The organism is Cobetia sp. MC34, assembly GCF_018340035.1.
Taxonomy (GTDB): Bacteria; Pseudomonadota; Gammaproteobacteria; order Pseudomonadales; family Halomonadaceae; genus Cobetia; species Cobetia amphilecti.
Genome location: NZ_JADPPY010000007.1, coordinates 67,061 through 82,879, shown reverse-complemented (window position 1 = coordinate 82,879; position 15,819 = coordinate 67,061). Strand labels below are relative to the sequence as shown.

General features: G+C 62.3%; 10 protein-coding genes and 4 tRNA genes. 4 read left to right on the top strand and 10 right to left on the bottom strand.

The window, feature by feature from the left end; all coding sequences use genetic code 11:
* Window positions 1-122: 122 nt before the first annotated feature.
* The 7 genes from clpX to IZU87_RS05850 form a co-directional block, all read right to left on the bottom strand.
* On the bottom strand, window positions 123-1,412 hold the full coding sequence (gene clpX, locus IZU87_RS05880) for an ATP-dependent Clp protease ATP-binding subunit ClpX (protein ID WP_043331299.1): 1,290 nt from the start codon (window positions 1,410-1,412) through the stop codon (window positions 123-125).
* A gap of 84 nt (window positions 1,413-1,496) precedes the next feature.
* Window positions 1,497-2,117: an ATP-dependent Clp endopeptidase proteolytic subunit ClpP gene (gene clpP, locus IZU87_RS05875; protein ID WP_043331300.1), complete on the bottom strand. Its 621-nt coding sequence runs from the start codon at window positions 2,115-2,117 to the stop codon at window positions 1,497-1,499.
* 122 nt (window positions 2,118-2,239) lie between these two features.
* Window positions 2,240-3,592, bottom strand: coding sequence for a trigger factor (tig, locus tag IZU87_RS05870; RefSeq protein ID WP_213113972.1), 1,353 nt, complete (start codon window positions 3,590-3,592; stop codon window positions 2,240-2,242).
* 315 nt (window positions 3,593-3,907) lie between these two features.
* Window positions 3,908-3,982 (bottom strand) — tRNA-His (locus tag IZU87_RS05865).
* A 68-nt stretch (window positions 3,983-4,050) separates the two neighbouring features.
* Window positions 4,051-4,125: transfer RNA gene (locus IZU87_RS05860), tRNA-His, on the bottom strand.
* Between the two features lie 93 nt (window positions 4,126-4,218).
* Window positions 4,219-4,295 (bottom strand) — tRNA-Arg (locus IZU87_RS05855).
* Between the two features lie 86 nt (window positions 4,296-4,381).
* Window positions 4,382-4,458, bottom strand: a tRNA-Pro gene (locus tag IZU87_RS05850).
* Window positions 4,459-5,063: 605 nt separating this feature from the next.
* Between IZU87_RS05850 and folD the strand changes: the two genes are divergently transcribed.
* Both folD and mtnN read left to right on the top strand, forming a co-directional pair.
* Window positions 5,064-5,933 carry a bifunctional methylenetetrahydrofolate dehydrogenase/methenyltetrahydrofolate cyclohydrolase FolD gene (gene folD, locus IZU87_RS05845; protein ID WP_054555494.1) on the top strand — a complete coding sequence of 290 codons (870 nt, stop codon included), beginning with the start codon at window positions 5,064-5,066 and terminating at the stop codon, window positions 5,931-5,933.
* A gap of 85 nt (window positions 5,934-6,018) precedes the next feature.
* Entirely contained in the window at window positions 6,019-6,729 is a 711-nt protein-coding gene (gene mtnN / locus IZU87_RS05840; RefSeq protein WP_213113971.1) for a 5'-methylthioadenosine/S-adenosylhomocysteine nucleosidase, read from the top strand.
* A gap of 119 nt (window positions 6,730-6,848) precedes the next feature.
* On the opposite strand, the gene cysS is transcribed toward mtnN, so the two are convergent.
* Window positions 6,849-8,231: a cysteine--tRNA ligase gene (gene cysS, locus IZU87_RS05835; RefSeq protein WP_213114014.1), complete on the bottom strand. Its 1,383-nt coding sequence runs from the start codon at window positions 8,229-8,231 to the stop codon at window positions 6,849-6,851.
* A 202-nt stretch (window positions 8,232-8,433) separates the two neighbouring features.
* The gene (locus IZU87_RS05830) at window positions 8,434-10,113 is read right to left on the bottom strand and encodes a glutamine--tRNA ligase/YqeY domain fusion protein (protein ID WP_043331306.1); all 1,680 of its coding nucleotides are present in this window, start codon (window positions 10,111-10,113) and stop codon (window positions 8,434-8,436) included.
* Window positions 10,114-10,351: 238 nt separating this feature from the next.
* Between IZU87_RS05830 and IZU87_RS05825 the strand changes: the two genes are divergently transcribed.
* Entirely contained in the window at window positions 10,352-10,846 is a 495-nt protein-coding gene (locus IZU87_RS05825; protein ID WP_043331309.1) for a peptidylprolyl isomerase, read from the top strand.
* A 152-nt stretch (window positions 10,847-10,998) separates the two neighbouring features.
* The gene (locus IZU87_RS05820; protein ID WP_213113970.1) at window positions 10,999-11,772 is read left to right on the top strand and encodes a UDP-2,3-diacylglucosamine diphosphatase; all 774 of its coding nucleotides are present in this window, start codon (window positions 10,999-11,001) and stop codon (window positions 11,770-11,772) included.
* Between the two features lie 99 nt (window positions 11,773-11,871).
* Here the strand turns inward: IZU87_RS05820 and IZU87_RS05815 are convergent, their stop codons facing one another.
* A complete protein-coding gene (locus IZU87_RS05815; RefSeq protein WP_213113969.1) occupies window positions 11,872-15,786 on the bottom strand; it encodes an ATP-binding protein in 3,915 nt (1,304 codons plus the stop codon).
* Window positions 15,787-15,819: the final 33 nt, after the last annotated feature.

Here is a 15,819-nt window from a genome sequence, read left to right as displayed (position 1 = left end):
AACTCAACGCTGAATGAAGCCGTGCGTGACCCGCGAATGCATCACAGTAAGGATGGTTTGCGAGCGCAAACGCAACGGGGGGCCTTGCGGCCCCCCGTTGGTGCGACTCAGGCCCGGACGTTTCAGCCGTCCTTGCCGGCCACCTTGCCCTGACTCTCTTCGTTCTTGGAGTAGATCAGCAGCGGCTTGCTGTCGCCGGCAATCACCGACTCATCCACCACCACCTTGCTGACACTCTCCTCGGACGGGATGTCATACATGGTGTCGAGCAGCACGGACTCGAGGATCGAGCGCAGACCACGTGCGCCGGTACGACGCTCGATGGCCTTGCGAGCCACGGCACGCAGCGCATCTTCGCGCAGGTCCAGCTCGACATCTTCCATCTCGAACAAGCGCGAGTACTGCTTGACCAGCGAGTTCTTCGGCTCGGTCAGAATCTGCACCAGGGCATCTTCGTCCAGCTCGGTCAGTGTCGCGATGACCGGCAGGCGGCCAACGAACTCGGGAATGAGACCGAACTTGACCAGATCACCCGGCTCGACGTCTGCCAGCACGCGACCCACGGTCTTCTCGTCCTGCTTGCTCTTGACCTCGGCATTGAAGCCGATGCCGCCCTTCTCGGCGCGTTCGCGGATCACCTTGTCCAGGCCAGCGAAAGCACCGCCGACGATGAACAGGATGTTGCCGGTATTCACCTGCAGGAATTCCTGCTGAGGGTGCTTGCGACCGCCCTGCGGCGGCACCGAGGCAGTGGTGCCCTCGATCAGCTTGAGCAGTGCCTGCTGCACGCCTTCACCCGAGACATCACGCGTGATGGAGGGGTTGTCGGACTTGCGTGAGATCTTGTCGATCTCATCGATGTAGACAATGCCACGCTCGGCCTTCTCGACATCGTAATCGCATTTCTGCAGCAGCTTCTGGATGATGTTCTCGACGTCCTCACCGACATAGCCCGCTTCGGTCAGGGTGGTCGCATCCGCGATGGTGAACGGGACGTTCAACAGGCGCGCCAGCGTCTCGGCCAGCAGCGTCTTGCCGCTACCGGTCGGGCCGATGAGCAGGATGTTGGACTTGCCCAGTTCCACTTCATCCGCGGCCTTCTGACCGGCGCGCAGACGCTTGTAGTGGTTGTACACCGCCACGGACAGCACACGCTTGGCGCGGTCCTGGCCGATCACGTAATCGTCGAGAGTGGAACGAATCTCACGCGGCGCCGGCAGGCGATCATCATCACCTTCGGCGTCGGCTTCGAGGACCTCTTCGCGAATGATGTCATTGCACAGATCGACACATTCGTCGCAGATGTAGACGGAAGGTCCCGCGATCAGCTTGCGCACTTCATTCTGGTTCTTGCCACAGAAGGAGCAGTACAGCAGTTTGCCGTTCTCGTCCTTGCCTTTGCCGTCAGCCATTCGCGTACCTCTCAATGGCGGCGACTCCCCGGGGAGCCGCCGGAAATGCATGTTTGCCGACGTCAGGTCAGCCGTTTACGCGGATCACTCCACGTCGGGACGGCGTTCCAGCACGGCATCGATCAGGCCGTACTCCACTGCCTGATTGGCCGCCATGAAGTTGTCACGGTCGGTATCATTGGCAATGGTGTCGAAGTCCTGGCCAGTGTGGTGCGCGAGAATGCGATTGAGCTTCTCACGGATGGTCAGGATTTCCTTGGTGTGAATCTCGATATCCGTGGCCTGACCCTGATAGCCGCCCAGCGGCTGGTGGATCATGACGCGGGAATTCGGCAGCGCGTAGCGCTTGCCGGCGGCACCGCCTGCCAGCAGCAAGGCACCCATGCTGGCTGCCTGGCCGATGCACACGGTGGACACGTCGGGCTTGATGAACTGCATGGTGTCGTAGATCGCCATCCCTGCAGTCACGGAGCCACCCGGCGAGTTGATGTACAGATGGATGTCCTTGTCCGGGTTTTCAGACTCGAGGAACAACAGCTGAGCCACGACCAGATTGGCCATGTAATCCTCAACCGGACCCACAAGGAAGATCACCCGTTCCTTCAGCAGGCGGGAATAGATGTCATAGGCCCGTTCGCCGCGAGCATTCTGCTCGACAACCATCGGAACCAGACCGCCAGCATTCTTGATGTCGAAGTCGTTCATGGGGGCTTCCTTCATCCGATGACATTGATATCCATTGAGCATGCCACTTTACCCCGCCCACTGACCAGAGACCCGGCCGTAGCCGGGTCCTGGTCTAGCAAGCACTAGGGGTCAACCAAGCTTCAGGCTTGCTCGCCTTCGGCTTCAGCAGACTCTTCTTCTGCTTCTTCCTGCTGCTGTGCAGCCTGCAGGGCTTCCTGGTAGGACATGGCAACGTCCTTAACCTGAGCCTGTGCCAGCAGCTTGTCAACGGCCTTCTCTTCAAGCAGCACGGACTTGAGCTGGTTGCGAGCCTGTTCGTTGGAACCATAGTACTCGGTGACCTGAGCCGGGTCCTGGTACTGCTGAGCCATTTCTTCAACGCGAGCATTCAGCTCTTCGTCGCTGACGTCCATCTCGTTGCTGCTGACGACTTCGCTGAGCAGCAGGCCAGTCTTGACGCGCTGGACCGCCTGGTCCTGGAACAGCTCGCCCGGCAGCTGGGAGACGTCGAAGTCTTCGCCCAGACCGAACTGCTGTGCAGCCTGACGCTTCAGACCGTCGATTTCCTGGTCGGCCAGAGCCTGCGGCACGAGGATGTCGTTGGCCTTGGTCAGTTCGGCCAGCACCTGCTGCTTGACGCGATTCTCGATCGCGTTCTTCAGCTCACGCTGCATGTTCTTCTTCACTTCCACCTTGAAGCTTTCAACATCGGCAGCTTCCAGACCGAACTGGGCGATGAACTCCTCGTTCACTTCCGGCAGTTCCTGAGCCTTGACGGCGTGGACCTTGACCTTGAAGGTCGCTTCCTGACCGGCGAGGTGCTCGGCCTGGTAGTCAGCCGGGAAGGAAACCTTGACTTCCTTGTCGTCGCCGGCAGCAGCGCCGACCAGCTGTTCTTCGAAGCCCGGGATGAAGCTGTTGGAGCCCAGCACCAGCTCGTGACCTTCTGCCTTGCCGCCTTCGAAGGCCTCTTCACCGAGGAAGCCTTCAAAGTCGATCTTGACCTGGTCGCCGTCGGCGGCAGCGCGCTCGACGTCGGTCCAGGAGGCGTTCTGCTTGCGCAGGGTCTCGATCATCTCTTCGACGTCGGCGTCGGTCACTTCAGCCTGCGGACGCTCGATTTCAGCGCCTTCGATCGGCTTCAGTTCGATTTCCGGGTAGATTTCCAGAGTCGCGACGAACTCCAGATCCTTGCCGGCTTCATCGACGGTCGCGTCGATCTTCGGCCAGCCAGCCGGGTTCAGTTCGTTTTCGGTGACGGCGGTCACGTAATGCTGGCGCATGATCTCGCCAACGATTTCGTTGCGCACGTCCTTGCCGTAACGCTGTTGCACCACTGCCATCGGCACGTGGCCCTTGCGGAAGCCGTTCAGACGAACGGTCTTGGCGGTTTCCAGAAGACGGGCGTTGACGGCCTGGTCGACTTCAGAAGCCGGCACCGTGATGGTGACCGTGCGCTCGATCGGAGAAGTCGTTGCGACAGAAGCTTGCATGAAAGTTCCTCTACCCACTGGTGGCGTTCGAATCATAAAGGCGAAGATTGTAGAAACCCCGCCACGCGCTGGCAAGCGCGGATATGACCCTTTCATATGGTGCCTTGGTCCAAGTTATTCAAGGACCCCGGCCATTTTCTGCTCCACCTACCCGCCAGACAGGCACCTGGAGCGCCCGGCAACCCGGAATCGTCATGCATGGAGCAGTGCGAAAAAACCAAAAAAAAGGAGGAGAAAGCCATTGGCCTTCTCCCCCTTTTGCGGCATGCCGCCCGCCCAAGTGGGCCAGGCAGCATCCTGATATTCATCGAGACGTGGGGTGGATGATGGGGTTCGAACCCACGACCACCGGAGTCACAATCCGGGGCTCTACCACTGAGCTACACCCACCACTTCTGGAGGTTGGACAGAAAGCCTGCCGTCTCCATCTCGTTGATACTGCTCAAGCTGACATGCAATGGGGTGGATGATGGGGTTCGAACCCACGACCACCGGAGTCACAATCCGGGGCTCTACCACTGAGCTACACCCACCACTGCATGAACATCTTCACATCGTCTGGTCGCAGTCATCAGGCTCAATGAAGAGCATTCCGACATCCACTTCGATGACAAACGTCATCTCGATGGCACGCCCAGCAGGACTCGAACCTGCAACCTACGGCTTAGAAGGCCGTTGCTCTATCCGGTTGAGCTATAGGCGCAGAAACTAATGCTGCGAGTCAACCTCCGGACAAAGCCCTGAATACTGTTTCAGAAGACCGAAGCCTTGCGATACGTTGTATTCAAGTGGTCGGGATAGAGGGATTCGAACCCCCGACATCCTGCTCCCAAAGCAGGCGCGCTACCAGACTGCGCTATATCCCGAAACCGTCTTCAACCGACCGTCGAACCCCGTCGATGCGAGGCGTATTCTACCGAACTTTCGTCTGCGGTCAAGCCCTTACGTGAATTCTTTCCAAAAGAATCGTTTGCCCCCTCGCGCTGTCATGCCAATGTCATGTCATGGGCTTTCATCCCTGCAGCCTCCAACATCTCTCCTTGCTGATAGAAGGCGCCACGCCTGTCATCGCTTCTGCCGCTGACGCAGTGATGACTTGCGACGGCTGAGCGCCGCCGGTGGACTGACTATCGTCTTCACGCCTTCTGCCTCTCTGCCATCCGCCCTCTCCCATCTGCCCCAGCCTTCTCCTTACCCCGCTCTCTGCTTCACCCTTTGTCTCCCCCCTTGCTTCTACCTCTGCTTGCGCCTCTACAGAGGGAGCGTCAAGGCGACAACCGCATGGCATGACCCCACTCTTGCCTGTGACTTGGCGCCGTCATCTGACCTGCGAATGCCTGCGAAAGACCTGACACCCATGACAGCTTTCGACCAAGGTCGTCATTCGGCGTTGACTGGAGGGCAAGGCATGCGAAAATTGGCCATCGTTGTCCCTCCTGCATTTATCGCCCACGAGAAGGAATGATCGCTGATGTCAGCACAACTGATAGATGGCAAGGCCATTGCCGAACGCGTACGCCAACAGGTAGGCCGTCAGGTCGATGCGCGTCGTGATGCCGGTGAACGTATTCCGGGGCTTGCCGTCGTGCTGGTCGGTGAAGACGCGGCGTCCGAGGTCTATGTCCGCAACAAGCACCTCGCCTGCGAGAAGGCTGGCATTCTCTCCACCCAGCACCGCCTGTCCGCTGACACCACGCAGCAGGAACTGGAAGCTCTGGTCGACCAGCTGAATGACGACACCAGCATCGACGGCATCCTGGTGCAGCTGCCGCTGCCGGCGCATCTCGATTCACGCCCGATTCTCGAGCGCATTCGTACCGACAAGGACGTGGACGGCTTCCACCCCTACAACCTCGGTCGTCTGGCGCAGCGCCTGCCGGTAATGCGCCCCTGCACTCCCAAGGGCATCATGACGCTGCTGTCCGAGAGCGGCCTGCAGGTGCGCGGCATGGACGCCACCATCGTGGGCGCCTCCAACATCGTCGGTCGCCCGATGTCACTGGAGCTGATGCTGGCCGGCTGTACCACCACCGTCTGCCACCGCTTCACCAAGGACCTGGAGAGCAAGGTCCGCCAGGCAGACCTCGTCGTGGTCGGCGTCGGCAAGCCGGGCCTGGTCAAGGGGGAGTGGATCAAGGAAGGCGCCATCGTCATCGATGTGGGCATCAACCGCCTCGACAACGGCTCGCTGGTCGGTGACGTGGAGTTCGCCCCGGCGGCGGAGCGCGCAGGCTGGATCACGCCGGTTCCGGGCGGCGTCGGCCCGATGACCGTTGCCTCGCTGCTGGAGAACACCCTGTTCGCCGCCGAGCTGCACGATGCCCAGCTGGCCGGCAAGTAAGCACGCACCCTCTCGCTGACACCTCCCCCGGCCGCGGGGCATCGCATGACAGGATGCCCCGCAGGCCCTGCTTCAGGATTTCACCATGTCCCTCAAGACACTTGGCATCATCGGCGCCATGGCCGAGGAAGTCGCCATCCTCGCCGAGCTGCTGGAAGACAGCACCACGACTCAACATGCCGGCTCCACCTTCCACGTCGGCCAGCTGCACGGTCTCAAGATCGTGCTGCTGCAGTCCGGCATCGGCAAGGTCAATGCCGCCGTGGGCGCCTGCCAGCTGATCGAGCGCTACCAGCCGGACGCCATCATCAACACCGGTTCCGCCGGGGGCTTCGCCTCTGATCTGGAGATCGGCGACGTGGTCATCTCCAGCGAAGTGCGTCACCACGACGTCGATGCCGTGGTGTTCGGCTACGAATACGGCCAGGTGCCGCAGATGCCGGCCGCCTACCCGTCAGACCCGGCACTGGTGAAGATCGCGCGTGAGTGCGTCGAAGCCCAGGGCGAGATCAAGGCGCGTGAAGGCCTGATCTGCACCGGCGACATCTTCATGGCAGACCCGGAACTGGTCGCACTGACTCGCTCACGCTTCCCGGACATGCTGGCCGCCGAGATGGAAGCCGCCGCCATCGCCCAGACCTGCTTCGTCTATGAGATGCCGTTCGTGGTCATCCGTGCGCTGTCTGACATCGCCGGCAAGGACAACAACAGCCAGTCCTTCGAGGAATTCCTGCACGTCGCCGCGCGTCAGTCCTCGCGCATAGTCGAGGCCATGGTCAAACGCCTCGCCAGCTGATCAGCAGCCGCCCGACGGCGACCCCGCCCGACTGGCCATAAAAAACCGCCGCCCCTCTCGGGGCGGCGGTTTTTTTCGCGGTGACATTTTCGCGGCGACAATGCGTCATGCCAACGGCATCAGCCTTCCAGCACCCAGGTCGTCCCCTCGCGGGAATCCTTGAGGATGATGCCCTGAGCGGCCAGCTCGTCACGGATACGGTCAGCACCCGCGAAATCCCTGGCCTTCTTGGCGGCAGCACGCGCCTCGATCTGCGCCTGAATCTCGTCTTCCGACAACGCCAATGCGGCAGTATCGCCCTTGAGGAAGACCGCCGGGTCCTGGCCGAACAGCCCCAGCAGGCCGCCCAGCGCGGTCAACTCGAAGGCCAGCGCCGGCGCCTGCTGCGGTGCCTCCTTCTTGGCACGGTTCAGCTCGCGAGCCAGCTCGAACAACACCGACAGCGCACCGGCCGTATTGAAGTCGTCATCCATGGCAGCCACGAAGCGTGCCCGCCAGTCGCCTGACACCTCGCCCTGTTCGGGCGTGACGTTCTCCAGCGCATTGTAGAAGCGCTCCAGCGAACGACGCGCCTCATCCAGCGAGTTGGCTTCATAGCTGATCGCGCTGCGGTAGTGGCTGGCCACCAGCAGGTAACGCACCACTTCCGGGTTGTGCTGCTCCAGCACATCACGGATCGTGAAGAAGTTGCCCAGCGACTTGGACATCTTGTCCTGCCCGACACGCACCGCGCCGGCGTGCATCCACACATTGGCATACTGCTGGCCAGTGGCGGCTTCGGACTGGGCGATCTCGTTCTCGTGATGCGGGAAGGTCAGGTCCGGCCCGCCGCCGTGGATATCGAAGGTGTTGCCCAGGCAGCAGGTCGACATCGCGGAGCACTCGATATGCCAGCCCGGACGGCCCGCGCCCCAGGGAGACGGCCAGCTGGCCTCGCCCGGCTTGGCGGCCTTCCACAGCACGAAGTCGAGCGGGTCTTCCTTGGCCTCTTCCACTTCCACGCGCGCGCCGGACTGCATGTCATCGAGCTGACGGTTGTTGAGCTTGCCGTAGCCCTCGAAACGACGCACACGGTAGTAGACATCACCGTTGCTGGCCGCGTAGGCAAAGCCCTTGTCGATCAGCGTCTCGGTCATCGCGATGATATCGCCGATGTGCGCGGTCGCCCGTGGCTCGCGATCAGGGCGCAGGATCCCCAGACGCCCCTCGTCTTCATGCATCGCCTGGATCATGCGCTCGGTCAGCGCCTCGAAGGCTTCGCCATTCTCGTCGGCACGCTTGAGGATCTTGTCGTCGATATCGGTGATGTTGCGCACATAGGTGACGTCATAGCCACGCGCACGCAGGTAACGCGTGATGATGTCGAAGGCCACCATCACACGCGCATGGCCGATATGACAGAGGTCATAGACCGTCACGCCACAGACGTACATGCGCACCTTGTTGCCTTCCAATGGCACGAAGGGTGCCTTGGTCCGGCTCAGGGTACTGTAGATGGACAGTGTGCTCGCGGCATCTTCGAGTGAAATCATTCAGTCATCGCCCTTGGCTACTTTGCTGACAGTGCGCTGTCAGCCTTGCGAAATGGAGCGGCCCGCAGGCCGGTCATGCAGCTTCGTCATCGAAGGTACAGGATCAGCCTGCGGGCCGTGAAGCGGGTCAAAAGTCATGCCAGCAGACCTCCCGCAGGAGGCCTGGCTGCCATCAACCCTTCTTCTGGGCCTTGGCCCAACCGTCCTTCAGGCTGACGGTACGGTTGAAGACCAGCGCGCCATCGACGCAGTCATGGCGGTCGGCGACGAAGTAGCCGATACGCTCGAACTGGTAACGCGTTTCCGGCGCGGCATTGCGCAGGCTCGGCTCACCGAAGCCCTTGACGATGCTCAGCGAGTTCGGATTGAGGTGCTCAAGGAAGTCGACATCCTTGTCACGGTCCGGCTCGGCTTCCAGGAACAGGTTCTCGTACTGACGCACCTCGACCGGCACCGCGTGCTCGGCGCTGACCCAGTGGATGACACCCTTGACCTTGCGGCCTTCCGGGTTCTTGCCGAGGGTATCGAGGTCGACACTGCAACGCAGCTCGACGATCTCGCCGGCCTCATCCTTGATCACTTCATCACAGCGGATGACGTAACCGTTGCGCAGACGCACTTCCTTCTCGGGCGCGAGACGGAAGAACTTCTTCGGCGCATCTTCCATGAAGTCATCGGCGTCGATCCACAGCTCACGGGTCAGCGGAATCTGGCGCGTGCCCATGTCGTCACGTGCCGGATGGCCGGGCACCTCGAAGACTTCCTCGTGACCTTCCGGCAGGTTGGTCAGCACCACCTTGAGCGGATTGAGCACGCACATGGCCCGCAGTGCGTTGTCTTCCAGGTCGGAACGGATGGCGTGGTGCAGCATGCCGATCTCGACCATGCCGCCATCCGCGCGGCTCACGCCGATCATGTCGCAGAACTTGCGGATGGAAGCGGCCGTGTAGCCACGGCGACGCATGCCCGAGATGGTCGGCATGCGCGGGTCATCCCAGCCATCGACGACGCCTTCGTCCACCAGCAGCTTCAACTTGCGCTTGGAGGTGACGGTGTAATCCAGGTTCAGACGCGCGAACTCGATCTGACGCGGCGTGACCGGTACCGGCAGGTTGGCCAGGAACCACTCATACAGCGGACGATGGTCCTCGAATTCCAGCGTACAGATGGAATGCGTCACGCCTTCCAGCGCATCGGACTGACCATGCGTGAAATCGTAGGACGGGTAGATCTTCCACTTGTCGCCGGTCTGGTGATGGCTGGCATGGCGGATACGATAGAGAATCGGATCACGCAGATTGATGTTGGGCGCCGCCATGTCGATACGGGCACGCAGCACCTTCTCGCTCTCGCCGAATTCGCCCTTCTTCATGCGCTCGAGCAGATCGAGGTTTTCCTCGGGGCTACGCTCACGGTAAGGGCTCGGGCGACCCGGCTCCTTCAGCGTGCCACGATATTCACGAATCTCGTCCGGCGACAGGTCATCGACATAGGCCTTGCCTTCACGCACCAGGTGCTGGGCCCAGGCATAGAGCTGGTCGAAATAATCGGAAGCGAAGCGCACCTTGCCGGCCCACTCGAAGCCCAACCATTCGACGTCTTCCTTGATGGCGTCGATATAGGCCTGCTCTTCCTTGGCCGGGTTGGTGTCATCGAAGCGCAGGTGACAATCGCCACCGAGCTGCTGCGCCAGACCGAAGTTCAGACAGATCGACTTGGCGTGCCCGATATGCAGGAAGCCGTTGGGCTCCGGCGGGAAACGCGTGACAACCTTATCGGCACGGCCGGCCTCGAGTTCTTCGCGGATCTGGTTAAGCACGAAGTTCGGGGCGCTCTGGGTCTCGGTACTCATGAAGTTTCGCTGCACCTCTGTGTGGTTCCTGGGCGTCGTATTGCGGGTCGTCATGTGGTTGAACGAACGTGCGCAAGGACAACAAGACGGATGATCGGGGCTGCATCCACGCGCCTGCCGCCCGCTCAGGCTTTCGTGTCTGGATGCAAAGCCGCTATTATAGCGCGACGCCCGCAGGCGATGCCATGAAGCCGCGCCTGCCTGACACTTGAGCAAGACAGATGACCGGGAAGCCCGAATGATCGTTCTTCACACCAACTACGGCGATATCACCCTCGAACTCAACCACGAGAAGGCCCCGAAGACCGCGGCCAACTTCGAGCAGTACGTGCGTGAAGGCCACTACAGCAATGTCCTTTTCCACCGCGTCATTCCGGGTTTCATGGTTCAGGGCGGTGGTTTTGACACCGACTTCAACCAGAAGCCGACCAATGGCGTGATCGAGAACGAAGCCGACAACGGCCTCAAGAACGACCGCGGCACCGTGGCCATGGCTCGCACCATGGACCCGCACTCCGCCAGCGCCCAGTTCTTCATCAACGTCAATGACAACGACTTCCTGAACTTCACCAGCAAGACCAGCCAAGGCTGGGGTTACTGCGTGTTCGGCAAGGTCGTCGAAGGCATGGACGTGGTCGAGAAGATCGAAGCGGTCAAGACCACCCGTCGCGACGGCCACGCCGACGTGCCGGCGGAAGACGTGATCATCACCAGCGCTGAAATCACCGAATAAGCGATTTCGCCTGATCACGCCGCAAGGCGTGCCTGCCGCCCGGCCTTGCCTCGTGATCGCGAGTGTCAGGCTGGGCGGTTTGCGTTATGAACTCCCACGGCAGTGCGCCCTTGCGATGCCCTGCTGACCGCCCACCTTCGCGGACCCCGACCATGAACACGACTGCCACCACCCTCTTCATCTCCGACCTGCACCTGCAACCCGACACGCCCGAGATCGCCCAGGGCTTCCTCGACTATCTGGCACGTCTGGCTACCTGCCAGCCTGCCGTCGAGCGCCTGTTCCTGCTGGGTGACATCTTCGAGGTCTGGGTCGGCGATGACTATCGCAACGACTTCACCGACAGCATGAGCGCTGCGCTCAAGCGCATCGCCGAGCGCGGCACCGCGATCTTCTTCATGCACGGCAATCGCGACTTCCTGGTCGGCGAGACCTTCGCGGCCGAGGCCGGCGTGACGCTGCTGCCCGACCCGAGCGTGATCGAGCTGGACGGCGAGCGCGTGTTGCTGATGCACGGCGACAGCATGTGCACCCGCGACGAGGCCTACATGAAGTTCCGCGCCATGACCCGCGACCCTCAGTGGCAGGCGCAGATTCTGGCCATGCCGCTGGAGCAGCGTCTGGCGCTGGCCCAGTCACTGCGCATGCAGTCCGGCGAGACCAACAGCGAGAAGGACGAGGCGATCATGGACGTCACGCCCGAGGAAGTGGTGCGCGAGATGCGTGAGCACGACGTGCGCACGCTGATCCATGGCCATACGCATCGCCCGGCGGTGCATGAACTCGAGATCGATGGCGAGCCGGCGCGCCGCATCGTGCTCGGCGACTGGCGCCCGACTCAGGCCTTCGACATCATCGCCCGTGGCCGGGGGCCGGAGCTGCGTGAATTTGCGCTGCCGCTGGTGGATGCGATCACCCACGGCTGATCGCTTGCACACACCAAAAAGCCCCGCTGCCGATCACGGCAGCGGGGCTTTTCTTACGCTCTCACAGTATCAGGCGCTTCGCTGCGCCAGACGCTTCGTTCAGGCCGGGGACGACGCCTTGCGGCGCGCACGCCCCTCGGCGATCTCCACCAGCTGATGCCAGCCCAGTACCGCAGGGGCATCGGCGCTCGGCAGCTCTTCCAGCAATACCTTCAGACGCTGACACCGCTCGGCATCATGGGCATCGACCAGACGCAGCCAAGTGGCAAGCCCCATGGCCTCATGGTGAGTGTTTTCCTGCTCGATGGAGTAGGACAGCCCCTGCTCGATCAGGGAGCGCACCTTCTCCAGCGGCAGGCCCTGAGCACTGCGCAGGCTCGCGACCAGATAGCTGACTTCTGACAGGTAGAAGGAATTGCGCTCCTGGGCGACCAGCAGCACCTTCTCCATGTATTCCTCAGCGGCAGCGTGCTCGCCCAGTGCCATCACGGCGTCCATGTACCACAGGTTGGGACGCTGATGACGCTCGCGTCCGGTCAGCTCGGCGAACTCGTTCATGCTCGACTGCAGCATGGACAGGCCATCGCGGTCGCCGTTCATCGCCCGCGCCCAGCCCAGCACGCCATGCGCGGCCATGTGCCACAGGTGAAGGTCCGCTGAACGCGTCACTTCCAGGGCCCGCTCTGCGCGCTGGGTCGCCAGATGGGTGTGACCCAGCTGGCGATACAGGGAGGTGGAGAACATCAGCGCCATCGCCAGCGAACCGGGCTGACCGATCTGCTCGGCCATGCGAATCGCCGCCTCGGCCTGCTGCTCGGCCTTCACGTAGTCGCAGCGCAGGCACGATGTCCAGCTCTGCAGACAGGAAGCCGCCACCTGTGGGTGATCGCTGAACGGCAGCCATTCGAGCACCATCGGATGGTTGACCGGATCGATCTCATCCAGGTGCTCGCCCGCCACACGCACGCGACCAGTCCAGAACTCGCAGTGGGCACGCGCATAGTCAGCCAGGCGACGATAGCGATCATCGGAAAGCTCTTCCGCCAGCTCGCTGAGGCCCGAGGCCAGCGCGAAGGCATCGGCGTGGGCATGGCGCTCGCTGCAGCCGACCCACAGGCCCCATTTGACGATGAAGGCCTGCTCGAGGTCCGGCTCGTCGTCCTCGACCAGCGCCGGGCTGCTGAGCAGGTTGCGCGCCTGCACGAAGCTCTCGTGGGCGATGCGTGAGCCATGGCCTTCCAGCGCGAAGCCGGACTGGCCACGTACCGTCAGCAGGCTGACTTCGCGCTCTTCCTGGCCATCGACATGCTTGAGACAGGCCAGGCCGTTGTCCGCCATCTTGAGCGCGGTGCGGTTGGCGCTGATCTTGAGCGCCTCACGCGCCGAGAGCTCGAAGTAACGCGCGGCACGGCTGAAGTTCTGCGACTTGCGCAGGTGAACGGCGAAGTAGCCGGGGTGACGACTGATCCAGGCAGGATACTTGTCCTCGATCAGCGCGACCACCTGATGGTGAATCCGGCGCCGCACATCCCGCGGACACGACAGGTAGGCCGCTTCCTGGATCAGCTGATGGGTAAACTGGTAGTCGAATTCGCTGTCGCTGCTGCAGGCCTCGATGATCTCCAGGCGCTGCATGTTCTCGATGGCGCGCTTGAGGCGGCCCTCCTCGAACTCACAGCTCTGGCGCACGAAGCTCAGCTTGAAGACACGCCCCAATACCGCGGCGGCGTGGGCGACATCGCGCCCTTCTTCCAGCTGATCGATACGACTGGAGAGCAGGCCGATCAGGCCCTTGGGCAACTCGTCGAGCTGCACCGGACGCCCTTCGCGGCGGTCCATGTCGAGACGACGGCAGATTTCCTGCAGGTAGAGCGGCACGCCATCGCAGCGCTCGATGAGCTGACTGCGCATGCGCGGACTCAGGTGCAGGCGATAGCGACGTGACAGGTGCGACAGCAGGCGCGAGACCTGCATCGGGTCCAGGCGACCCAGTGCGATGTGCTGGTCCCAGTTGAGCTTGACCGCCAGGCTGTCGCGGCCGTTGTGGCTCGCGGCCAGCATGAAGCCGATGTTGATCGGCAGACGCGCCTGCAGGCCAGCCAGCACCTTGAGCGACGGCTCGTCGAGCCACTGCAGGTCATCGATCATCATCACCAGCGGACGCAGGCTGGCTGACTTCTCGATCACCAGATGCAGCACGCGCACGACGCGTTCGACCGTCTCGCTGGACTGGATCAGCACTTCATCTTCTGCAGTATCTTCCGCCGTGCCGAGCACCGCATGGAAAGAGAGACGCACTTCCTCGCTGATGCCCTGCAACGCCTCGGAAGACTCGAACAACTGCTCGACGCTTTCGCGATCGATATTGCCGTCCAGACGCCAGCGAATCAGCGCCGTGACGACACTGTAGGGCTCCAGCTGCGAGAGGCGCGTGGTCGGCATCCAGCACAGCCCGACATCCTGGCTCTGCTCCAGCTGACGGAAATTGACCATCAGGGCCGACTTGCCCATGCCGGAGTTGCCACTGACCAGCACGCTCTGGCGCAGGCCGATGCTGGCGCGGGCCAGCGCATCGCGCAGACGACGCAGCTCGCCCTCGCGACCGATCAAGGTCGGCAATGAGGATTCGCGGGTGGCGACACTGCTGCCCAGCACCAGCGCACGCAGACGCACGCGACCGTCAGCGGCCAACAGGCGCGAGGTCAAGCGGGGCTGCAGGTCCAGTGCCGGCGGCATGTGCTGACTGGCTTCCTGGGAGATCACCAGCTCGCTGCCTTCGGCGGCGGTCATCAACTCGAGGGAATATTGCGTGACCTGACCCAGCGGGTCGCCCAGCTGACGCTCCGGCAGGTAGATGACCTGACCGGAGTGCAGGCCCGCCGACAGCGAGAAGGCCGGCGGCTTGCCCTCGCCATCCCACAGCTTGGCTATCTCGTCGGGGATCGCCTTGCTGCAGTGCTCATAGAGCGCGACCAGCTCGGCGAGCTGATGCGCCGGGCCGTGGGTGCCGAAACATGCCAGGCCCACACCACCCGTGGCGCCCGGCAGCCAGAAGCCGCCCAGGTGATGACACTGCTGCTCCAGCCAGCGCAACAGTTCGATCTGCAGCGTCAGACAGGCACGCGCCCAGACGCGGTCACGATGACTGTCCTTGACGCTCAGACGAATGGCCATGACCGACAGCTGACGGTGATCGATTTCCTCTTCGCGCAGCGGCGCGCTATCCAGCGACAGGGTCCGTGAGATGGCGCCCTGCGGCGTCATGGCACTCATGGTCTCGCTCTTGCCATCGGACCAGTAGCGCGCCAGCTGCAGGAAACCGGGGTCCGGCTGCTGACCGGAGAGCGCCAGCTGCTGCAGGAAGGCATTGAACTGCTCATGGGCCGCGGCCGACTGGCCGCCTTCGGCCAGCTGACGCACGAGACGCTCATGGAAGGGGCCGTAACCGGAGAAGCGGCTGACCAGCGTGCGCAGCACGTCATCGGGCAGCGGCTCGTCCGTGGCCAGCACCCGCTCGGCGAACTGGATGACGCGCTGACGCCACTCGCCACGCACCTTGATCATCCAGCGCTGGAAGTCAGGGCACTGGGTCAAGGAGAGCTCCTCGACCAGGTCGCCACGATACAGGGTGAGAATCTCCCCCAGGATGGCGACGGAGGGCGGCGCCAGCAGCAGGCCGTTGAGCTCGTCGAGATCAAGCTCCCAGTGTTCCGGCAGCGAGAGCGCGATGGTCTGACGCGACACCGTCAACAGGTTGTCGGCCTCTTCGCCGAGACTCTGACGCAGACAGTGCAAGGCGTGGCGAAGGTTGGTCCGTCCGGAGGACAGTCCCTGATCCGGCCAGAGCAACTCCGCCAACCCGGCACGGGAGACGGCCTGATCATGCAGCAGCAGATGCAGAAGTAGCGCCTTGACCTTGTCGTAGCTGAACTGAGTCAGCGTGTCATCACCCAACGTCAGCTGGAAATGTCCCAGCAGTGCCAGTTGAGCTTGACCAGATGTTTCCTGCGTCATGTGTCATCCATTTCAAAGTCGCGAACGAAACGC